This is a genomic window from Actinophytocola oryzae (genome assembly GCF_004364325.1).
Taxonomy (GTDB): domain Bacteria; phylum Actinomycetota; class Actinomycetes; order Mycobacteriales; family Pseudonocardiaceae; genus Actinophytocola; species Actinophytocola oryzae.
Genome location: NZ_SOCP01000007.1, coordinates 453,749 through 474,252 on the forward strand (window position 1 = coordinate 453,749; position 20,504 = coordinate 474,252).

At 71.6% G+C, this 20,504-nt stretch carries 18 protein-coding genes and 1 pseudogene; 10 read left to right on the forward strand and 9 right to left on the reverse strand.

What is annotated here, in order from left to right:
• Positions 1–52: 52 nt before the first annotated feature.
• Positions 53–1,108, forward strand: a complete 1,056-nt coding sequence (locus CLV71_RS21760; RefSeq protein ID WP_208297663.1) for a GDSL-type esterase/lipase family protein — start codon at positions 53–55, stop codon at positions 1,106–1,108.
• 12 nt (positions 1,109–1,120) lie between these two features.
• Here CLV71_RS21760 and CLV71_RS21765 read toward each other — a convergent pair whose 3' ends face one another.
• Together CLV71_RS21765 and CLV71_RS21770 are read right to left on the reverse strand one after the other, a co-directional pair.
• Positions 1,121–1,996 carry a MurR/RpiR family transcriptional regulator gene (locus CLV71_RS21765; protein WP_166664197.1) on the reverse strand — a complete coding sequence of 292 codons (876 nt, stop codon included), beginning with the start codon at positions 1,994–1,996 and terminating at the stop codon, positions 1,121–1,123.
• Positions 1,997–2,080: 84 nt separating this feature from the next.
• Positions 2,081–3,001, reverse strand: a complete 921-nt coding sequence (locus CLV71_RS21770; RefSeq protein WP_133904644.1) for a MurR/RpiR family transcriptional regulator — start codon at positions 2,999–3,001, stop codon at positions 2,081–2,083.
• A 125-nt stretch (positions 3,002–3,126) separates the two neighbouring features.
• Between CLV71_RS21770 and CLV71_RS21775 the strand changes: the two genes are divergently transcribed.
• From CLV71_RS21775 to CLV71_RS21805, 6 genes are read left to right on the forward strand one after another with little or no spacing between them, the layout of a single operon-like run.
• Complete coding sequence (locus CLV71_RS21775; protein WP_133904645.1) at positions 3,127–4,233, forward strand: isocitrate/isopropylmalate dehydrogenase family protein; 1,107 nt, start codon at positions 3,127–3,129, stop codon at positions 4,231–4,233.
• Between the two features lie 11 nt (positions 4,234–4,244).
• The gene (locus CLV71_RS21780) at positions 4,245–5,615 is read left to right on the forward strand and encodes an NAD-dependent succinate-semialdehyde dehydrogenase (protein WP_133904646.1); all 1,371 of its coding nucleotides are present in this window, start codon (positions 4,245–4,247) and stop codon (positions 5,613–5,615) included.
• Entirely contained in the window at positions 5,612–6,334 is a 723-nt protein-coding gene (locus tag CLV71_RS48535; RefSeq protein ID WP_208297664.1) for a cupin domain-containing protein, read from the forward strand. Before CLV71_RS21780 ends, CLV71_RS48535 begins: the two co-directional genes overlap by 4 nt.
• Positions 6,335–6,366: 32 nt before the next feature.
• Entirely contained in the window at positions 6,367–7,203 is an 837-nt protein-coding gene (locus CLV71_RS21795; RefSeq protein WP_133904647.1) for a PHB depolymerase family esterase, read from the forward strand.
• Complete coding sequence (locus CLV71_RS21800) at positions 7,200–8,654, forward strand: serine hydrolase domain-containing protein (RefSeq protein WP_133904648.1); 1,455 nt, start codon at positions 7,200–7,202, stop codon at positions 8,652–8,654. The genes CLV71_RS21795 and CLV71_RS21800 overlap by 4 nt, the downstream gene beginning before the upstream one ends.
• Before the next feature lies 1 nt (position 8,655).
• A complete protein-coding gene (locus CLV71_RS21805) occupies positions 8,656–9,288 on the forward strand; it encodes an alpha/beta fold hydrolase (protein ID WP_133904649.1) in 633 nt (210 codons plus the stop codon).
• On the opposite strand, the gene CLV71_RS21810 is transcribed toward CLV71_RS21805, so the two are convergent.
• Together CLV71_RS21810 and acnA are read right to left on the reverse strand one after the other, a co-directional pair.
• Positions 9,263–11,536, reverse strand: a complete 2,274-nt coding sequence (locus CLV71_RS21810; protein WP_133904650.1) for an aminotransferase class III-fold pyridoxal phosphate-dependent enzyme — start codon at positions 11,534–11,536, stop codon at positions 9,263–9,265. The two genes, CLV71_RS21805 and CLV71_RS21810, sit on opposite strands and share 26 nt — an antisense overlap.
• The gene (gene acnA / locus CLV71_RS21815; RefSeq protein WP_133904651.1) at positions 11,526–14,156 is read right to left on the reverse strand and encodes an aconitate hydratase AcnA; all 2,631 of its coding nucleotides are present in this window, start codon (positions 14,154–14,156) and stop codon (positions 11,526–11,528) included. Before acnA ends, CLV71_RS21810 begins: the two co-directional genes overlap by 11 nt.
• 80 nt (positions 14,157–14,236) lie before the next feature.
• On the opposite strand from acnA, the gene CLV71_RS21820 reads away from it, so the two are divergent.
• Positions 14,237–15,196 (forward strand): threonine/serine dehydratase, encoded by a 960-nt coding sequence (locus tag CLV71_RS21820; RefSeq protein WP_133904652.1) that lies wholly within the window; start codon positions 14,237–14,239, stop codon positions 15,194–15,196.
• 9 nt (positions 15,197–15,205) lie between these two features.
• A complete protein-coding gene (locus CLV71_RS21825; protein ID WP_133904653.1) occupies positions 15,206–15,877 on the forward strand; it encodes a GntR family transcriptional regulator in 672 nt (223 codons plus the stop codon).
• A gap of 211 nt (positions 15,878–16,088) precedes the next feature.
• Here CLV71_RS21825 and CLV71_RS21830 read toward each other — a convergent pair whose 3' ends face one another.
• The 5 genes and pseudogenes from CLV71_RS21830 to CLV71_RS21845 all read right to left on the reverse strand — a co-directional run bounded on the left by CLV71_RS21830 (position 16,089) and on the right by CLV71_RS21845 (position 18,809).
• The gene (locus tag CLV71_RS21830) at positions 16,089–16,640 is read right to left on the reverse strand and encodes a hypothetical protein (RefSeq protein ID WP_133904654.1); all 552 of its coding nucleotides are present in this window, start codon (positions 16,638–16,640) and stop codon (positions 16,089–16,091) included.
• A 141-nt stretch (positions 16,641–16,781) separates the two neighbouring features.
• Positions 16,782–17,228 (reverse strand): helix-turn-helix domain-containing protein, encoded by a 447-nt coding sequence (locus CLV71_RS21835; RefSeq protein ID WP_133904655.1) that lies wholly within the window; start codon positions 17,226–17,228, stop codon positions 16,782–16,784.
• A gap of 58 nt (positions 17,229–17,286) precedes the next feature.
• Positions 17,287–17,580 (reverse strand): annotated as a pseudogene (locus CLV71_RS50670) (class I SAM-dependent methyltransferase); the annotation flags it as partial.
• Entirely contained in the window at positions 17,577–17,741 is a 165-nt protein-coding gene (locus tag CLV71_RS47845) for a hypothetical protein (protein ID WP_166664198.1), read from the reverse strand. The pseudogene CLV71_RS50670 and the gene CLV71_RS47845, both read right to left, overlap by 4 nt.
• 630 nt (positions 17,742–18,371) lie before the next feature.
• Entirely contained in the window at positions 18,372–18,809 is a 438-nt protein-coding gene (locus CLV71_RS21845) for a hypothetical protein (protein WP_133904656.1), read from the reverse strand.
• Between the two features lie 633 nt (positions 18,810–19,442).
• On the opposite strand from CLV71_RS21845, the gene CLV71_RS21850 reads away from it, so the two are divergent.
• Complete coding sequence (locus CLV71_RS21850) at positions 19,443–20,411, forward strand: hypothetical protein (RefSeq protein WP_133904657.1); 969 nt, start codon at positions 19,443–19,445, stop codon at positions 20,409–20,411.
• The last annotated feature ends 93 nt before the right edge of the window (positions 20,412–20,504 follow it).

Consider the following 20,504-nt stretch of genomic DNA (forward strand, 5'->3'; position numbering starts at 1 on the left):
AGATGCTACGATCATAGTCGACAGTTGTCGTCGACGCTACCGAGGTGAGGATGTGCTGACCGAGCTGGCGCCGGGCGACCCCCGGCTGGGACTGACCGGACACGCCGAGCTGGTCCCGGGAAAGGTGGGAGAGCTGCCCTGGCGGTTGCCGGTGCGGAGAACGCGCGGGCTGATCCAGCCCCGGCTGCTCGAGCGGGCCATGATGGCGGCCGGGGTCCGGCTGGACCTGGAGACCGACGCCACCGCGTTCGCATGGGACGTCGCCGTGGCCGCCGCGGTCAGCGACGCCCGTCCGTCCCGCCCGTCCAACGCCCGCCCGCCGGCGCCGTTCGACGTCGTGGTGGACGGGTCCCTCGTGGCGCGCAGGCGGATCGAGGGACGGGGGGTGCTCGCCGTCGAGGGGTTGGCGAACACGCCCAAACGAGTCCAGATCTGGTTGCCCCAGCTCGGGTACACCGAGCTGGGGCAGCTTCGGCTGCCGCCCGGCGCCCAGGTCGAGGCGGCGGTCCCGCGACCGAGGTGGATTGGCTACGGCAGCTCGATCACGCACTGCACCGGGGCGGATGGGCCGACCGAGACGTGGCCCGCGCTGGTCGCCGCCGCCCACGACTGGGACCTGCGTTGTCTTGGCTTCGGCGGCGAGTGCCATCTCGACCAGGTCGTGGCCCGGTTCATCCGCGACTGCCCCGCCGACCTGATCAGCCTGTGTCTCGGGGCGAACGTCTACGGCCGCACCACGTTCTCGGCACGCTCGTTCGTCCCGGCCGTGACCGGCTTCGTGCAGACGATCCGGGACGGGCACCCCGATGTGCCGCTGGTGGTGCAGACTCCGATCCACTACGACAGGGGTGAGGACGTGCCGAACGCGGTCGGGGTCACGGTCGCGGACCTCCGCGAGCTGCTGGCCGAGGCGGTCGACGCGTTGCGGGACAGCGGTTACGGCGACATCCACCTGATCGACGGCCGCGCCGCGTTCGGCCCGGCGGACGCGGCACTGCTCGCCGACGGGTTGCACCCGAACCCCGAGGGCTACCGGTTGATGGCCACCAGGCTGGCGCCGCTGCTGGGCGACGTGGCGACCCGGACGGTCGATCGCGTGGCAGGTTGAGGCGTGCGCCCGTCACCGGCCGCGTTCCTCCCGCAGGTCGTCCCGCAGCCGGTTCATCAACGTGAGCGAGCGCAGTGCCGGCTCGGACTCGGTGACGGCGATGGCGAGGACCAGCGCCTCGAACACGGCGAGGGTCGTGGCCTGCATCCGGTACAGCTGCGCGGTGCCGGTCGGCGTGGTCAGCACGACCGCCACCCGGTCGCGCAGCGCCTCGCCGAGGTTGTTCGTCACCAGGACCACGGTCGCGCCGACCTCCTTGGCGTGGTCGAGGGCCACCTCGACCTCGACGGTGATCTGCTCGTGCAACACCAGCACGACCACGTCCCGCTCGGTCAGTCGGATCAGGTCGTCGGCGAGCAGGAACCCCGACGGCAGGGCGACCTGGGCCCGGTAGCCGAGCCGCGTGAGCCGCAGTGCCAGGTACCGGCCGAGCATGGCGAGCGGGCCGGTGCCCATCACGACGATCTCCCGTGCCCCACGCAGCGCGGTGACGGCCGCGGTGAACTGGGCGGGCCGGATCGTGCTCCTGGCCTCCTCGAGCAGGCTGATGCTCTCACCCAGCACGTCCGACAGCAGCGAGTCCGGGTCTGAGCCGACGAGGTCGACCCGGCGACCCAACCGACCGGCCGGGGTGAGCCGCTCCCGCACGGCCTCCTGCAGGGTCTTCTTGAGCGCCGGCAGCCCGGGGTAGCCGAGTGCCTTGACCGTGCGGATGACGGTGGCGTCGCTGGTGTCGGTGGCGCGGCCGAGTGCCTCCGCGGAGGAGAACGCCGCCTCGTCGGGGTGGCGGGCGAGGTAGCGCGCGACCCTCAGCTCGGTCGTGGTCAGCGAGTCCAGCCGGGCGGCGACCCGTTCGGCGAGCGACCCCGTCTCGTCGGCAGCGCGCACAACCGCCACCTCCCTGGACCCCGGCGTGCCTGTAGTGAACACTACCCACTATATCGATCAGTGCAGTGAATGCCACTGTCGGAGTCACCTCGGGGCCTGGCCACCACGGCGTGGGCGGCGGGCGGGTGTCTCGTTCCGGGTGGACTGGGTCAACGCGGCACGCAGCGAGTTGAGCAGTTCGGACGTGGCGGTGGCACGTTCTCGTTCCCTGGTCGCGATGCCGAGCGCGAGGCAGTCGGTGAGCAGCAGCGCGCTGAGCCCCTCGCCGGTGAAGCCCGAACCGGAGTGCACCGCGGCGAGGGTGAGCGTCACCCGGTCGGCGAGGACGGGGAGCAGCGCGTCGGAGACCAGGATGATCGGTGCGCCGACCGTCCGCGCGTGGTCGAGCACGACGTGCACGTCGTTGATCAGCCGGCCGGGCACGTAGAGGACCACGACATCGGACCCACGCAGGCCCAGCAGGTCGTCGGCGAGCCGGAAGCCGGTCGCGGTGATCTGGCGGGTCTGCCTGCCGAGCCTGCGCAGCCGCAGGGTGAGGTACTGCGCGCTCAGCTCCGAAGGACCGAGCCCGAAGCTCACGACCTCACGGGCGGCCATGAGCAGGTCCACGGCGGCGACGAAGTCCTCGTCCGTGATCAGCCTGCGGGTCTCGTCGAGCCGTTCCGTCGCCTCGGCGAACACGTGGTCCAGCAGAGTCGAGGTCTCGTGGCCCGCCTTGTCGATGCGGCTGCGCAGGCGTGCCGAGGGCCGGACGCCGCCGAGTGCGCGCCGGCCGGCCTCCCGCTTCAGCTCGGGCAGGCCCGAGTAACCCAGTGCCTTGGCGGTGCGGATGACGGTCGCGTCACTGGTGTCGGTCGCCTCGGCGATCTCGTCGGCCGTCGCGAAGACGATCTCCAGGACGTGGTCGCGCAGGTACTCGGCGACCCGGCGCTCCGCGGGGGACAGCTCCGCGAGCTTGGCCGTGACCCGGTCGCGCAGTGGTCCGTCGGCGGACGGTGTGTTCACGGCGGCGGTTGACTTTCTCGTCGTGGTGGCAGAATATCGTAGTAGATACTACAGCTTTGGCGATCCAGTCGTAGGGTCAACTACATCCACCGACGGTACCAGGGAGCGAGGGGACCACCGCACCCATGAAAGTGCTCGTGCTGCCCGGAGACGGCATCGGCCCGGAGATCGTCACCCCGACCGTGGCGGTGCTCGACGCGGCCGACCGCGCCTATGGCCTCGGCTTCGCGCTGGAGTTCGCAGACATCGGTCTCGCGAGCCTCGCCACGCACGGCACCACCCTGCCGGCGGCGGTGCTCGACCGGATCCCGGAGGTCGACGGCGTGGTCCTGGGGCCGGTGTCGCACTACGACTACCCGTCGCGGGACCAGGGCGGGATCAACCCGTCGGCGGAGCTGCGCGTGCGGTTCGAGCTGTTCGCCGGCGTCCGGCCGTGCCGGTCGCTTGCGGGCCTGTCCGTCCCGCGTGGACCGATGGACCTGGTGATCGTGCGGGAGAACACCGAGGGCTTCTACTCCGACCGCAACATGTTCGCGGGCAGCGGCGAGTTCATGCCGGACCAGGACAACGCCTTCAGCATCAGGAAGATCAGCGCCCGGGGGTGCGAACGCGTGGCGCGTGCCGCGTTCGAGCTGGCCGCCCGCCGCCGCGGCAGGGTGACGGCGGTGCACAAGGCGAACGTGCTCAGGCTGTCCGACGGGCTCTTCCTCCGCGAGGTCCGTGCGGTGGCGGCGGACTTCCCGGGCGTCGCGCTCGACGAGCTGATCGTCGACGCCGCCGCGGCGGCGCTGATCCGGCGCCCCGACACGTTCGACGTCATCGTCACCACGAACATGTTCGGCGACATCCTGTCCGACGAGGCGGCGGAGCTGTCCGGCAGCCTCGGGCTCGGCGGTTCCCTCAACGTGGGCCACGACCTCGCGGTCGCGCAGGCACAGCACGGCTCCGCGCCGGACATCGCCGGCCAGGGCGTGGCCAATCCGACCTCGCTGATCCTCTCCTCGGCCATGCTGCTCGACTGGTGGGGGCGACGCGCGGGCGACGAGGCGATGACGGCCGCCGCGGCCGGCATCCGGTCCGCGGTGGAGCAGGTCCTCGGCGACCCGGCGACCCGCACCCGCGACCTCGGCGGTGGTCTGGGCACCGAGGACTTCGCCGCCCACGTCGTGGCGGCGGTGTCCGAGCGGCGCCGGCTCGCCACCCACGCCGGCGCAGTCCCACCGAGACAGTGAGAGGAGCCGGCATGCCGGTGTCCGTCAACCCGGCCACCGAGGCGTGGCTCGCGGAGTACGACTCGCACAAGCCAGAACAGGTCGCCGACATCGTCGCGGCCGCCGCGGCGGCCCAGCGGGGCTGGCGTGCGACTCCGCTGGAACGGCGACTGGCCCTGCTGACCGCGATCGCCGCGGAACTGCGGTCCGACGTGGACCGGTTCGCGCGGCTGATCACCAGCGAGATGGGCAAGCCCGTCACCGAGGCCCGCGCCGAGATCGAGAAGTGCGCGTGGACACTCGACCACTACGCCGAGCACGGAACCCGCTACCTCGCAGCGGAACCGGTCGTCTCCGGCGCGGCACGCAGCGAGGTCGTCCTCGAACCCCTCGGCGTGCTGCTCGCGATCATGCCGTGGAACTTCCCGTTCTGGCAGTACTTCCGGTTCCTGGCCCCGGCACTCGCGGCCGGCAACGGGGCGATCCTCAAGCACGCCGCCAACGTCTCGGGCTGCGCGCTCGTGCTGGAGGAGGTGGTGCGGCGCGCCGGCGCCCCGGAAGGTCTGTGTGCCACCGTGCTGGTCGAGTCCACCGCGGTCGCCGACCTCATCGCCGACGACCGCGTCGCGGCCGTCACCTTCACCGGCTCCACCGAGGTGGGGGCGATCGTGGCCGCCCAGGCGGGCGCGGCGCTGAAGAAGCACGTCCTGGAGCTCGGCGGCTCCGACCCGTTCATCGTGCTGCGCGACGCCCCGCTGGCGCGGGCGGCCACCGCCGCGGTCCGCTCGCGGTTCACCAACTCCGGCCAGAGCTGCGTCAACGCCAAGCGCTTCCTCGTCGACGAGGCGGTCGCCGACGAGTTCGTCGACCTCGTGGTGCGCGAGGCGGGCGCGCTGGTGGTCGGCGACCCGCTCGACGAGACCACCGAGATCGGCCCCCTGGCCCGCCGCGACCTCCGGGACGTACTGCACGACCAGGTCCTGCGCAGTGTCGCCGACGGCGCGGTGCCGCGTCTGGGCGGCCACCCCGGCGACGGTCCGGGCTTCTTCTACCCGCCCACCGTGCTCGACCACGTCACGCCGCGCATGGCGGCCTTCGCGGAAGAGACGTTCGGGCCGGTCGCGAGCATCACGCGGGTGCGTGACGCCGAGGAGGCCGTGGCACTGGCCAACCGCACCGAGTACGGGCTCGGGGCGGCGTTGTGGACCGAGGACCCCGCGCTGGCGCGGCGGCTCGTCCCCCTCATCGACGCGGGCGCGGTCTTCGTCAACGGCGTGGTCGCCTCCGACCCGCGCCTGCCGTTCGGCGGCATCAAGAAGTCCGGCTACGGCCGCGAGCTGGGTGGCTACGGGCTGAAGGAGTTCGTCAACGTGAAGACGGTCTGGATCGGCGAGCTGTCGTGACCGGTGTGTCCGCCCGGATCCTGCGTCCGGACGAGCTGCCGGCGCGGGACCGGGGCGCGGGAGCACGCACGGTGCCGCTCGTGACCAGCGCCCGCGGCGCGACGTCGTTCCTCAACGGCGTCACCAGCTTCGAGCCGGGTGCGGCGATCGCCCACCACGTCCACAACGTCGCCGAGTCGGTGGTCGTCCTGCAGGGTGCGGCAGTCGTGGACATCGACGGCACGCGGACGCCGCTGCGCGCGTTCGACACGACCTTCGTGCCGGCCGGCATCCCGCACCACTTCGAGAACGCCTCGGCCGGCGAGCCGATGACGATCTTCTGGACCTATGCGGGCATCGAGGCGACGCGGACACTGGTCGCGTCGGGGGAGCGCGGCCGGATCGAGGCCGAGCAGCCCGACGGCGCCGAGCCGGTGGACATCGTCAGGGAGAGCGCCCGGATCACCGTGAAACCCGGGCGGGAGAACGCTTTCGAGGACGCGGTGGCGGCGGCGGCCACGCTGTTCCAGCGGGCGCACGGCGCGCGCACGTTCGTCCTGGAGCGCTCGCACGAGCACCCGCTGTCCTACCGGCTGACCGTCGGCTGGGAGTCGGTCGACGACCACCTGTCCGGCTTCCGGGGCTCGCCGGACTTCGCCCGGTGGCGGGCGCTCATCGGCGACTCGATCGAGGGACTGCCGGAGGTCGAACACTTCGAGCACGTCCTGACCGCGTTCTGACGCCCCCGACCGACAAGAGAGGCACGACGGCGATGGCGACCACCACCGAGCCCGACTCACAGGGCGCGCACCTCCTCGGCGCGACCCCGTTCTTCGCGTCACAGCACGACCAACGCCTGTCCTACGCGCTGTACGTGCCCAAGGACCACACGCCGGACGCGGCGCCGCTGCCCCTCGTGGTCGTCCAGCACGGCACCGGGCGGTCGGCCGAGGCGTACCGGAACCACTGGAAGCAGTTCGCGATCGAGCACCGGTGCGTCATCCTGACCCCGCTGTTCCCGGCCGGACTGGTCGAGCCGGGGGAGCTGCACAACTTCAAGTTCCTGGAGTACAAGGGAATCCGGTTCGACCACGAACTGCTCCACATCGTGGACGAGGTCGGCGCGCGGTTCAACACGGAGACCGCGACGTTCTACCTCCACGGGTTCTCCGGCGGCGGCCAGTTCGCCCACCGGTTCCTCTACGCCGCGCCGGACCGGCTGGCCGGCGTGTCGATCGGCGCACCCGGCCGGATCACCGAGCTCGACGACACCCTGCCGTGGTGGCTCGGCACCGGGGGCTTCGCGGAGCGCTTCGGTGTGCCGATCGACCTCGACGCCGTGCGCCGGGTGCCCGTGCAGATGGTGGTGGGCGGTGACGACGTCGAGACCTGGGAGATCGCCAACGTCGGCGGCCCGAACTGGATGGACGGGGTGGAGAGGACCGGCCGGACCCGCGTCGAGCGGCTGGAGACGTTGCGTGCCGGTTTCGTGGCGCACGGCATCGACGTGCGTTTCGACGTCGTGCCCGGTGTCGGCCACCGGGGCAGCCTGGTGATCCCCGTCGTCCAGGAGTTCATGGCGGACCTGTTGAGCAGGAGAGCGGCGTGACCACGGTGAACGACGAGGCGACGATCGGCCTTGGCCCGGTGCACGCCCTGCTGCGTGAGCTCGCCGACCGGGGGATGCGCCTGCACTCGCTGCTCGTCCACCGGCGCGGCCGGACCGTGCTCGAGCTGTGGCAGTGGCCCCACGCGCCGTCGCTGCGGCACAAGCTGCACTCGGCGACCAAGAGTTTCACCGGCACGGCCGTCGGCTTCGCCGAGGCGGAGGGGCTGCTCGGGCTCGACGACCCGGTCGCCGGCTTCTTCCCACGCCTGCCGGCCGGCGCCGACCTGCGGGGGATGCGGGTCCGCGACCTGCTCACCATGCGTACCGGCCACGGTCGCGGCCTGTCCGGCGCGACGACCCGGCTGCGCACGACCGGCTGGGTCGAGGAGTTCCTCGCGGAGCCGGTGGTCGAGCCGCCCGGCCACACCTTCATGTACGACAGCTCGGCCAGTCACGTGCTGTCGGCGATCGTGCAGGAGGTGTCCGGCCTGCCCGTCGACGAGTACCTGCGCCCCCGGCTGTTCGACCCGCTCGGCATCGAGGACGTCGAGTGGGAGCGGGACCCCGACGGCGTGTGCGGCGGCGGCAACGGGCTCTCGCTGCGCCCCCGCGACCTGTTGTCCTTCGGCGTGCTGTACCTGCGGGACGGGTGGTGGGCGGGGGAGCGTGTGCTGCCGGAGGGCTGGGCGCGGCGGGCATCGGCGCCGCACGTCCGGCACGCCGCGATGGGGACGTGGAACGGCCGGGAGTTCGGGCGGCCCGGGGCGGACGCCGTCGCGGACTCCGGCTACGGCTACCAGTTCTGGACCACCGAGGACCGGATCCACAACGCGTCGGGGATCTTCGGCCAGGAGTGCATGGTCTTCCCGGACCAGGACGGGGTCGTCGTCGTCACCGGCGCGATGGGCGACGGCACCTACCACGACCTGCCGGAGATGCTCCGCACCACGTTCCGGTCCGCGCTCCGCGGCGAGGGAGCCGACGACGCCGCCGCAGAGGCCGTCTACCGTCTGGTCCTGCGGGCCCGTGAACCGGAGCCGGTACCGGCCACCGAGGTCCCGACCGGGGTCGAGGGGACCTACCACTTCGCACCGAACGAGCACGGCCTGCGCAGCCTCACGGTCGAGCGCAAGGACGGCGCGGTGCTGCTGGGCATCGCGGACGACCGCGGCGAGCACGCGATCGAACACGGCCTGGGGCACTGGGTCCGGCAGCGCACCGGGGTGAGCGTGTGGCGCCTGCACCACTCCTATCAGGACACCCGGGCGGTCATCGTCGCCGCCGCACGGTGGTCGACCGACGAGCTGGCGCTGACCTGGCACTTCCTGGAGTCGCCGTTCATCGACCAGCTGCGGCTGAGCTTCGACGAGGACGGCGTCACAGTGGCGCACGAGGTCAACGTCAACGGCGGCCCGACGGTCCTTCCCCCGGTCCGCGGTGTCCGGAGCTGACATGTCCCGGTTCCCCGGTGGCGACGGCCTCGAGTTGGCCTACCGCGACCTCGGGCACGGCCGCCCCCTCGTGCTGCTCCACGGGTTCGCGTCGACGTCGGCCGTGTGGCTCGACAGTGGACTTGCGGCCACCCTCGCCGAGCACGGCCGCCGCGTGATCCTCCCGGACCTGCGTGGCCACGGCGACAGCGCGTCCCCGCACGCGGCCTACCCACCGGACGTCCTGGTCGACGACGGGCTCGCACTGGTCGAGGAACTCGGCCTCGACGACTACGACCTCGGCGGACACTCGCTCGGCGGCCGCACCGCGCTGCGCATGCTGGTCCGCGGTGCCCACCCGGCCCGCGCGGTCGTCATCGGGCAGGGACTCGGCTCCGTCATCCCGCGACGACGACGCCCCGGCGGGCCGGCCCACCCGGTGCTGGGCACGTTCGTCCCGACGCCGGAGTCCGCGCTGTCCCGGATCGCCACCCGCACCCTCGTGGTGACCGGCACCGAGGACACCGTCGACGGACCCGGGCTCGCCGCGGCGCTACCCGACGCCCGGCACGTCCAGGTGCCGGGCGATCACCTGACCGCGCTCGACGGCCCCGAGCTGGCCGCCGCCCTCATCGCCTTTCTCGACGAGCCCTGAGTGCCCGCCCGAGCCGGTCGACGAACAGGTCCGCGTGGGCCCGCTCCCAGACCAGCGGCGGGCGGATCTTGAGCACGTCGCCGCCGGCACCGGTCAGGCCCGCGAGCACGCCCTGACCGACGAGCAGTTCGAGCAGTGACCGTGCGACGTCGCGGGACGCCGCCTCGCCGTCGGCACGGACGTGCACCCCGGCCAGCAGACCGACACCGCGGACGTCGCCGAGCAACGGCTCTCCCTCGGCGAGCGCACGCAGACCCGCCCGCAGCCGCGCGCCGACCTCGACCGCCTGCTCGGGCAGACCGGTCAGCTGGAGGATGTCCAGCACGGCATGACCCGCGGCCGCGGCGGCTGGTGTCGCGGCGAAGGTGGAGAAGTACTCGTACCTCCGTGCGAGCACGTCGGCGATCTCGCGCCGGGTGACCACGGCCCCGATCGGGTAGCCCGCGCCCATCGGCTTGCCCAGCGTCACGATGTCCGGCGTGACGCCGGACAGCACGAAGCGCCACAGGTGCGGGCCGCTGCGGCCGTACCCGGACTGCACTTCGTCGGCCAGGTAGAGGGCACCGGCGGCGTGCGCGCCGTCCACCAGACCGGCGAGGAACTCCCCGGGCACGTCGAGGATGCCCTCGGAGGTGAACTGCGAGTCGGCCAGCACCAGCGCCGCCTGCTCATCGAGCGCCTGGGTGGTCGCCGCGATCCGCCTGCTCGCCTCCTCGGCGGTCAGGCCGGCGGCCGGTCCGTGCGGCGCCTCGAACGTCGCCGTGTGCGCCGGCCGGTGGCCTGCGGGCCACTCGTTGGGGCTGAGGTCGGCCATCCACTTCGTCGAGCCGTGGTAGGCGTGCTCGGCGATGACGGCCGCGGAGCCGCCGGTGTACTCCGTCGCGAGCCGCCACGCCAGCTCGTTCGCCTCCGTGCCGGACGTGGTGAACAGACAGGTGTCCAGCTCGGCCGGCATCGTGGCCAGGATGCGTTCGGCGAGGTCCACGACGGCCGCGTGCAGGTAACGCGAGTGGGTGTTCAGCCTGGCCAGCTGCGTGGCGACGGCGGTGGTGACCGCCGGGTGGGCGTGGCCGACGACCGCGACGTTGTTGTAGGCGTCCAGATAGCGGGTGCCGTCGGCGGTGTGCAGCCACGGCCCCTCGCCCCGCACCACCTCCAGCGGCCGGCGGTAGAACAGCGGCGACAGCGGCCCACCCAGCGCGTCGGCCCGGCGGGTGGCCAGGTCGGTGTTCGCGGCGGCCAGGTCGCGGGTGCCGGCCAGGCGCGCGAACCGCTCGGCCAGCTCGTCGTGGCCGAACGCGCTGACCAGCGCCAGGGCACGTTCGCTGTTCGAGTCGTACTGCGTGATGTAACGGCGGTTCGCCTCGTGCGGGTCACGCCGGCTCGCCGACACGGCGAGTGTCGTGAGCAGCCGCGCGATGACCAGCTCACCCAGCAGCGCCACCTCCTCGGCCGACAGCGTGCGGTGGCGTCCGTAACCACGCAGCACCGCCTCGGTCAGCCGCCACAGCTGGTTCTGGTCGGTGACCGGGCGCAGCACCGAGGTGAGCGTCGCGGCGAGGTCGCAGACCACGGCCGTGTGGTGCATGTCGCCGAGGTCGATCACCCCGCTGACCGTGCCAGCCTCGGCGAGCACGTTGGTGAGCGTGACGTCGCCGTGCTGGACGCCCGAGGGCAGGGTGCGCGTCGCCGCCAACGCCGGTGTCACCCTGGCGACCAGGCCGCGCACGCCGTCGAGCGGCGAGGCGGCCACGACCTCGGGCATGCGCCGGATGTCCCACGCCAGCGGCCGGGCCGCCGCCGGGTGGAAGAACCCGCGCAGCGCGACGGACATCCGTGCCGCCGCGGCACCGACCTGCTCGGCGAGGCCGACGTCGACCGGGGTGCCCTCCAGCGGACTGCCGGGCAGCAGGGTGATGAGCCGGGCCAGGCAGTCGCGGCCGGCGGCGTCGGTCAGCAGCACCACCAGGTCGCCGCCCCGGGCCGCGACCGTGGCGGGTACCGCGAGCGTCGGGTCCGCGGCGTGGACGTGCGTGAGCGCGCGGACCTCCATGTCGACCACGTCGGCCCGTTCGGCGGGGTTCGCGACCTTGAGCACGTACCGGTCGTCGACCAGGACGTTGAGGTCGCGTTCGCTGTCCAGCGGGCGCAGCGCGGGGTCGGCGAGGTGCCAGTGCTCACGCACCAGGTCCCGCAGGGTCGCGAGGGAGAAGGCGGGCGCGGACTCGGTGAAGACGTCAGTGGTCATCGCGTCCGCTCTCCCCGTTCAGGAACCGCCGGTAGACGAAGGGCAACACGCCGCCGTGTGCGTGGTAGACAGTCTCCTGCGGTGTGTCCAGCCGCGCCAGCACGGCGAACTCCCTCGCCCAACCGGGCCGCCGGGCACGCACCGTCACCCGGGACCGCGGTGCGCGCAGCGCGGACTCGAGACCGGTGAGGTCGAACGACTCGGTGCCGTCCAGACCGAGCGCCTCGGCGTTCTGTCCGTCGAGGAACTGCAGCGGCAGGACGCCGAGCTGGACCAGGTTGGCCCGGTGGATGCGTTCGAAGGAGCATGCGAGCACGGCCCTGACACCCAACAGCGCGGTGGCCTTCGCCGCCCAGTCCCGGGACGACCCGGTCCCGTACTCCGCCCCGGCGACGACGATCAGGGGGACACCGGCCACGGCGTACGAGCACGCGGCGTCGTGGATCGGCACGATCTCACCGCCGCGCGTGAAGTCCGGGGTGACCCCGCCCTCTCCAGGGGCCAGCAGGTTCCGCAACCGGGGATTCGCGAACCCGCCACGCACCATCACCTCGAAGTTCCCGCGCCGCGCCGCGTACGTGCCGAGGTGGGTCTCGCCGAGCGCGGTCAGGTAGCGCCCCGCGCTGCTCCGTACCGGGATGCGACCCGCCGGGCTGATGTGGTCGGTGGTGACCGAGCCACCGAGCAGGGCGAGCACCCGGGCCCCGAGGATGTCGGCGGGCGCCGGCACGGTGCCGGTGACTCCGTCGAGGAACGGCGGCCGGCGCAGGTAGGTCGAGCCGGCGGACCAGTCGAACCGGTCACCGTCCGCCGCCGGCACGGCGCGCCACCGCTCGTCACCGTCGAAGAAGCCGGTGTAGGCGGTGCGGAACACCTCGGGCGTGACGTGCTCGTCGACCAGGGCGTCGATTTCGGCGTCGCTCGGCCACAGGTCGGCGAGCATGACGTCGACGCCGTCCCGGTCGACGCCGATCGGCTCGGTCGTGAGGTCGTGCGTGACCGATCCGGTCAGCGCGTAGGCGACGACCAGCGGCGGCGACGCGAGGTAGTTGAGCGAGACGTCGTTGTGGATCCGCCCGTCGAAGTTCCGGTTGCCGGACAGCACCGCGGCGACGACGGCGCCCCGCTCGCCGACCGCGTCGGCGACGGCCGGCAGGAGCGGGCCGGAGTTGCCGATGCACGTCATGCAGCCGAAGCCGACGAGGTTGAAGCCGAGCTCGTCGAGCGGATCGGACAGTCCGGCGTCGCGCAGGTAGTCGGCGACCGTCGTCGAGCCGGGCGCCAGGCTCGCCTTGACCCACGGCTTCGTCCGCAGGCCGCGTGCGCGTGCGTTGCGGGCGAGCAGCCCCGCCGCGACCATGACGTGCGGGTTGGACGTGTTCGTGCAGGACGTGATCGCGGCGATCGCGACCGCGCCGTCCAGGACCTGTCCACTGTCCTCGGGCGTGACCGTGCGGATCCGGCGGATCTGGTTGACGGCCGCCGTGGCGTTGGCCGGCACGTCGTGGAGCGACACCCGGTCCTGGGGCCGGCGCGGCCCGGCGAGTGCCGCGGTCACCCCGGCGAGGTCGATGCGCACACGCTCGTCGTAGCGCGGTGTGGCGGCCGGATCGTGCCAGAGTCCCTGTTCCTTCGCGTAGGTCTCCACCGCCGCGACGTGGTCGGGAGTGCGCCCGGTGAGCCGCAGGTAGTCGAGCGTGGTTCGGTCGACGGGGAAGAGAGCGACCGTGGCGCCGAACTCGGGGCACATGTTCGCGATGGTCGCCCGCTGCGCCAGCGGGAGCCCCGCGACCGCGGGCCCGGTGAACTCCACGAACGACCCGACGACCCCGTGCGCGCGCAACGTCTCGGCGATCGTGAGGACCAGGTCGGTCGCCGTCACGCCCGGCGCGAGCGCACCGACCAAGTCGACGCCGACGACGGGTGGGACGACCATCGTCAACGGCTCGCCGAGCAGGGCGAGCTCTGCCTCGATCCCGCCGACGCCCCACGCCAGCACACCGAGCGCGTTCACCATCGTGGTGTGCGAGTCCGTGCCGGCGCAGGTGTCCGGGAACGCCCAGCCGTCACGGCGCACGACGACCGGCGCGAGGTACTCCAGGTTGATCTGGTGCATGATCCCGCTGCCCGGCGGCACGATCCGGAACCCGTCGAGCCGCTGGCCCCACTTGAGGAACCGGTACCGCTCGGCGTTGCGCGCGTACTCGTGCGCGATGTTGACCGCCAGGGCGTCCGTCCGGCCCGCCACCTCCGCCGCGATCGAGTGGTCGACGGTGAGGTCACTGGGAATCACCGGGCTCACCCGGCGCGGGTCGCCCCCCGTCTCGGCGACGGCGTCCCGCAACGCGGCGAGGTCGGTCAGCACCGGGATCCCGTTGGTGTCGTGGAGAAACACCCGGGAGGGTGAGAACGCGACGACGTCGAGCGTGCCGGCGGCGAGGGCGGCGATCTGGTCGGCGGTCACGGTGTCGCCGTCCTCGTGCCGCAGCAGGTTCTCCAGCAGGATCTTGTGGCTCAGTGGTAGCCGCTCGGCGCCGAGGACGGCGTCGATGCGGTGCACGAGGAACGTCTCGTCGGCGAGGTCGAGCCGGGCGATGCTGGAGAAGGTGTTCAGCGCCATGGGATCACCCACCCTTCCATCCAGAGACTATAGGTTATAACCTCGGCGAGCGGCCACCGACCGACACAGAGGAGCCTGGCGTGGCAGACCTTTTCGACAGAATCCTGGCAGCGCACACCGGCATCCGCCCCCACGTCCCGGTGACGACGCTCGAGCACAGTGGGCACCTGTCCGCCGAAACGGGCTGCGACGTCTGGCTGAAGACCGAACACCTGATGCCGACGGGCTCGTTCAAGGTGCGTGGTTCGACGAACAAGATCCGCACGCTCGGTGAGGAAGGCCGACGCGCCGGCGTGGTGACGGCGTCAACCGGCAACCACGGACTGGGCGTGGCCCGAGCCGGCGCACTGGCCGGGGTCGACGTCACGGTGTTCGTGAGCGACACGGCCGTACGGTCCAAGGTGGACGCGATCAGGGCCTGCGGTGCGGAGGTGGTCGTGGTCGACGGCCCTCCGCTGGCCGCGGAGGCGCAGGCACGCCGGCAGTCGGAGCACCTCGGCAAACCGTACGTGGCCCCCTACAACGACCTGGACACGATGGCGGGGCAGGGCACGCTCGGCGTCGAGCTGAGCGAGCAGGCGCCAGACCTGGACGCGGTCTTCGTGTGTGTCGGCGGCGGTGGGCTGATCGGGGGAGTGGGGACCGCGCTGAAGAAGCTCAGCCCGGCCACACGGGTGGTCGGCGTGTGGCCGGAGGCATCGAGGGTGATGCTCGACTCCCTGCTCGCGGGTCGGATAGTCGAGACGCCGGAGTACGAGACGCTGTCCGACGGCTCGGCAGGCGCGGTGGAAGAGGGCTCGGTGACCTTCCCGGTGTGCCAGGAGGTGATCGACGAGACCGTCACCGTGGGCGAGGACGAGATCGCACGGGCCATGCGACTGGTGGCGGACGGCGAGCGGTGGATGATCGAGGGCGCGGCGGGCGTGGCCGTGGCGGGCCTGCTCAGGACCGCCGAGAGGTACAGGGGGAAGAAGGTGGCCGTGGTCCTGTGCGGCCGCAACATAGCACTGGCGACATTCCTGACCGCGATAATGCTATAACCTATAACGATGACCGCGAGCTTCACGACGAAGAGCGAGTTCGCGTACGCCGCCGTGCGAAACAAGATCATCACGCATGGGTACGCCCCCGGCGCCGTGCTCAACCAGGCGATGCTGGCACAGGAACTGGGCATCAGCACGACCCCGCTACGTGAGGCGCTGCGCAGGCTGGAGTCGGAGCGACTGGTCGAGCTGGGCGCGCACAGAGACGCCCGGGTAACCCAACTTTCCGCGGAAGAGGCCCGAGACCTCCTGGAGATGAGGCGAGCGCTGGATCCACTGGCGATCTCGCTGGCGGCAGAACGACGCGGCCCGGCGGACATCGACCACCTCCGCGCAACGTACGAGAGGTTGCGCCCACTACCGAACAGACCGGACGTAGCCGACCTGGTGGCACACCGCATGTTCCACCGTGCGCTGTATGCCGCCTCCCACAACGAGATCCTGATAGCCACGCTGGACGGTCTGTGGGACAAGGCCGACCGCTACCGACAGGCAGGCCTGCGCGACGAGCGTTCCCAGTCGGCCCGAGACGAGACAGCGGTCGAACACAAGGCGATGCTGACCGCGGTCCTGGCCGGTGACAGCAGGGCAGCGGCGGAGGCCATGCGCGCCCACATCGACGGCAGCCTGGGTGCGAAGGCCTTGTCGACCCTGACCGCGGCACCTTCCCACGACTGAACCGACGACAGGCCGATCGTGCCGTGCTCCCGGTTGGCGGTCTGGCGCCCACTTTCGGCCCCTGGGCGGCATGGGGTGTTGGTCGCCAGCCTATCCCCGCGCCCGCGTGGGCCGGCTGCGTACTGCGGGGCGTCCGCGGTCACATCCTGTTCAGCACCCGTTGCTTCGCCAGGCCGTCCTGATCCCGGCGGCGCGGTGGTACGGGCGCCGCTCAGGGCTGCTCGACGGTCTCTCGCCGTGCCATCTCGGTGAACGCGGCCTCCAGGTAGCCGCGTAGTGGGCGGCCGCGCAGCGACAGCAGGTCGGCGAGGAGGACGACGGCGTGCTGTGTGACTGAGGCTGCCGTCGGTCGTGGTGGGACGGCGTCCCACGGGTCGTCCAGCTCCGGTGACCGCTCGTCCCCCGTGGGGGAGTCTGGTGGGGTGTCCGGGTGGATCCCGAGTGCGCCACTGAGGACGACGACCATCACGCCTGGGTCGACGCTGGGGAGCCACGGCGCCGCTGATCGGGCGCTGCGGTGGATGACCTCGCGGAGGTCGTCACCGTCCACACCGTCCGGGAGCACCTCTTCCAGCAGTAGCCGGACGGTGTCGCCGAGGATGACGCGCGTGTGTTCGGGGTCGGCGAGGAGGCGGCCGCAGGCGTCGTCGAACGCGGCCGCGTCGCCGACCTGCGCGGCCGCGATCGCGTCGGTCGCTGCCGCCGCGATCGCTCGCGCGGCCGGTGGCAGTTCGCTGAGCGTGAGCCGGGGTGCGGGTGGCATGCCGGGGACGCTACCGCTGACCTGCTTCGCTCAGGAGATGGTGGCCAGTGACGGTCCGTGTTCGGCCCTCTCCCTCAGGTTCTCCGCGGACGCACCTGCGATGCGGCGACAATATCGTCGGTGGCGACGTTGGGGGGATGGTCACCACTGCGTGGTGGCGAACAGGCGTTGGTACTGGCCGGGGGTGAACCCGAGCGAGCGGCGGAAGTGCCGGTGGAGGTGGCTCCGGTCGGTGAAGCCGGTCAGCGCGGCGGCCTCGGCGGCGGTGTGCCCGCCTTCCAGCAGCCTGCGGGCCCGGCGGACGCGGTGGGCGATCTGCAAGGCGTGTGGCGGCAGCCCGGTGCGGTCCCGGAAGAGCTTGACCAGGCGGAACTTCCCCGTGCCCGCGACGGCGGCCAGCTCGTCCAGGCTGACGGACCGCTCGGCGTTCTCTGCCAGGTAGTCGCACGCGAGGCGGAACTCCCGGTCGCTGCCGGAGAGCGTGACGGCTCGCGCGGTGGCATGACGGGTGGCGACGGCCTGGAGCCAGGCGGCGAGTGCGCTGTCGCGTTCCAGGCGGGTGGCGGGGTGTTCCGACAGCGCGTGCATCCGGACGAACGCGCCGGCCAGCGTCGGTGTCGAGGACTTCCTCGATCAGCAGCACCCGGCCGCCGGGGAGGAGGCTCTCGGCCGCTCGGCGCAGTGCGTGGGCGGCGTCCGGGTCGGGGAGGGCTTTGAGGGCACGGCTGATGAACACGGCGTCGGAGGCTGGGCCGGGCTCGAAGATGGACTGCTCGATCACGCTGATCCGCGCGCGCTGCTGCTCGTCGGGGATGGCGGCGGGCAGGTCGCGGCGCAGCCAGTCGGCCTGGGCGAGCAGTGCGCAGATCGTCACGCGCAGGTCTTCGTGGACGGCGACGAACTCACGAGCCTGCGCGCCCGCGCCACCGGAGTGGATCACGAGCTGCCGGACCCCGTCGAGCAGCCCGGTGCCTCCACCCGCAGGATGCGGTGCTCCGCGATCTGCAGCCCCCGCACCTGGAGCACGTCGCTGAACCCGGACGGGTCGACCACGTCGACCTCCAGGAACAGGATGTCGGCGGTGCCGGGCAGCGGGTTCATGCCGCCGGCGCGTTCCTCACCACGCTGGGGATCTGGTGCACCGGCTGCTCATGGGTGCCACTCGACTGGCTCAACACCTTCGCCGCCAGTGTGGAGTTCATGGACCAGGTGGGTTGCCGGGCTCTCGTCCTGCATTCTCGCTTCGCTGTGCGGGTTGACGAGATCCGCGCAGCGGTGCCGAGCCGATGGCGGAGTTCCTGGCCGCCGGTGACGGATTCGAGGTGCCCGACTGGAACGACCCGTTCGGCTGTCCCGACATCGAGGCTTGGCGCTGCTCTTCGCCTCGGTCGGTGCCACGATTGTCATGCGAGGCCGCTCCGCCGCCGACATCCTGGACAGATCCGGACCGAGCGCGTCACTCACCTGTTCCTGCCGCCCACGGCTGCTACGGCCGGCTCGACCGGACCGGCAACGGGTACGGCCACGTGACTGTACGAGCGTGAGGATGCTGCTGATCAGTGCCGCCCCAGTCTCGCCGGAATGACTCGCGGAGGATGTGAGGCGGTTCGGTCCGTGCATCGCTTAGTCCTGGGGATAGCCGAGGACGGGCGCCTGCTCGGGCCGGGGGAGCAGCCCGGCCGCTGCGATCGCGGCCGGGCTGCTCGCAGGTGAATCAGGGTGACGACGGGCTCAGCGGTATGCCTGCACGTCCCACTCCCCGCCACCCATCGAGATGGTGTACGTGCCGGGGCCGTAGTCGAAGCGCCACTTCGTATCCGTCGCCGCCTTGATACGGACTCGGTACGGGGAGCCGATGTACACGGCCGCCACCTCCTGCCAGCCGAAGGCCGAGATCGTGTTCTGACCCGAACCGAGGATGGTGTCGTACGTCCCGTGACTGCAGGTGCCGTCCGCCAGGTGGATGACGCCGACCGCGACACTGCCCGTGTTCCTGATCGCGCCCGGCTTGGGCACGGCTGGGTTGAGGGGCCCCGCGCACCGCGTCGCCGCGGCCGGTGCCGCGGTCGGGCCGGTCGGGCCGGCCTGGGCCGACACGGTCGTGGCGAGCACCGTCGTGCCTGCCAGGACGAGAACGACGGCGAACTTGCCAAAACGCCGGTAGAGCATGGAAATCCTCCGATTGACTGCCTCTGGAGCGTCGAAAGGGCGATCGTCGAACGAGGACGGCACAACCGACCGCGTCGCCCGTTCGACGAAACCAGACCCGGTGCACCGCCGGTACCAGCAGCAACCGAAGCCGGACAGACCCGGACGATCCCGGACATCCTGGAACCAGCGCGACAGCCATCGAGCCCGCCGCCGAGAGCACGGGTCCGTCAGGCGGTCGTGTAGTAGCCGTCCTCGGTGATGCCGCGCAGTGGGCCGCTCGGGCACCACGCCTCGGAGACCTGGCCGGGCGGCACCCTCGGTGTACCAGGAGTCGCCGGAGTCCGGCTGCTACGTGTCCGCGCCGGTTGTGACGCGTGGACGCCCGTAACACTTCTTTAAGAGTCGTGCCGAAACGTCGGTCGGGGGGCGTGACGTCGGACCGCTCGAACCAGTCAGGTGGTTGTCACCGAGGTCATCAGGCAGTGGCCCCCGGTGCAACGATCGCGAAGGAGTGTGCCGATGGACATGCGACCAGAGAATCACCGGGTGGTCGACCGCGGAGATCGGCACCCGGCCTCGGGCAGCCGCGTCGGCCTCCACGATGTCCCGCCCGCAACGGCGGACGCCGACCCGGCACCGGTTCGGACACCGGTGGAGCTCGTCGGTGAGCTCAATCGGCTGCGCACGTGGGCAGGCCAACCGTCGTTGCGCAGACTGGAGAAGCTCTCCGGCGAGTCTCTCGGTGAAGGAGCCACCGAACTGCTGCCGTCCAGCACGACGAGCGAGGTACTCGCGGGCAAACGACTGCCGAGGCCACCGAGGCTGGCCTTCGTCGAGTCGTTCGTGACTGCCTGTCTGCGGGCACGCGGACTGGACGGTGACACGGTCGAGCAGGTGGTCGACCGCTGGCGTGCCGCATGGCGTGTCGTACAGGTCAAGCACACGACACCGCCGGAACCGTTTCTGCCGCAGGCGACGTCGCCCGAGCGACAGGCCGGCCCGCGACGCGCCCGGCTGGCCGCGGCCGTGTGCGCGGCCGTCTTCGCCACCGGAGTGGTGGTCGGTGTGGCCGGCACCCGGATGACCCACGACGACATCGGCCACCCGGTGACTCCGGCCACCGGCAGGACACGTGGCGCGGTGTGTCGACCGCTCGACCAGCCGCACGCTACCGGTGCGCTCATCATGGGCGCGCCGGGCACACCACCGACAGGCGAGGAATATCCGCGGGACTGGTGGGCCAATGTCCCCGACGTCGAGCTGGTCACCGATACCGACGGCTTCACTGCTGTGGTACCCCGTGGGTTTACCCTGCCGTGGCAGGCCATCGTCATCCGCAGCGCCATCACCCTGACCGCGGGCCACCATTACAGCCTCGACTTCGTCGCGACCGCGAACCGCCCGGTCGACATCCACGTCCGCGTGCAGGACAAGACGCCGCCGCGATATCAGCCGTCGCTCGTGGAAAGCGTTCCGGTCGGTATCACGCCATGCAGGCGGACCTACAACTTCACCGCAGGCGCCACCAGCGAGACGACCGGCGAGGTCACCTTTCAGCTAGGCGCTCAGGGGGCTTACACGATCATGGTCGAGGACCCGATACTCGTCGAGATCAAGTGAGCCTTTTTCGTGCGTCCAGTTGAGCGGGGGTTGATCATGTAGGTGGTTGATCGTCGTTCGTCAGCTCGTCGTCGCTTGCCGGTGTGAGTCCGG

Excerpts from the sequence above, each read along its gene's own strand:
- CLV71_RS21825 (WP_133904653.1), top strand. The coding sequence starts at position 15,206 with ATGACCGCGAGCTTCACGACGAAGAGCGAGTTCGCGTACGCCGCCGTG.
- CLV71_RS21830 (WP_133904654.1), bottom strand. The coding sequence starts at position 16,640 with ATGCCACCCGCACCCCGGCTCACGCTCAGCGAACTGCCACCGGCCGCG.
- CLV71_RS21780 (WP_133904646.1), top strand. The coding sequence starts at position 4,245 with ATGCCGGTGTCCGTCAACCCGGCCACCGAGGCGTGGCTCGCGGAGTAC.
- CLV71_RS21810 (WP_133904650.1), bottom strand. The coding sequence starts at position 11,536 with ATGACCACTGACGTCTTCACCGAGTCCGCGCCCGCCTTCTCCCTCGCG.
- CLV71_RS21795 (WP_133904647.1), top strand. The coding sequence starts at position 6,367 with ATGGCGACCACCACCGAGCCCGACTCACAGGGCGCGCACCTCCTCGGC.
- CLV71_RS21835 (WP_133904655.1), bottom strand. The coding sequence starts at position 17,228 with ATGCACGCGCTGTCGGAACACCCCGCCACCCGCCTGGAACGCGACAGC.
- CLV71_RS21845 (WP_133904656.1), bottom strand. The coding sequence starts at position 18,809 with ATGCTCTACCGGCGTTTTGGCAAGTTCGCCGTCGTTCTCGTCCTGGCA.
- acnA (WP_133904651.1), bottom strand. The coding sequence starts at position 14,156 with ATGGCGCTGAACACCTTCTCCAGCATCGCCCGGCTCGACCTCGCCGAC.
- CLV71_RS21805 (WP_133904649.1), top strand. The coding sequence starts at position 8,656 with ATGTCCCGGTTCCCCGGTGGCGACGGCCTCGAGTTGGCCTACCGCGAC.
- CLV71_RS47845 (WP_166664198.1), bottom strand. The coding sequence starts at position 17,741 with ATGAACCCGCTGCCCGGCACCGCCGACATCCTGTTCCTGGAGGTCGAC.
- CLV71_RS21775 (WP_133904645.1), top strand. The coding sequence starts at position 3,127 with ATGAAAGTGCTCGTGCTGCCCGGAGACGGCATCGGCCCGGAGATCGTC.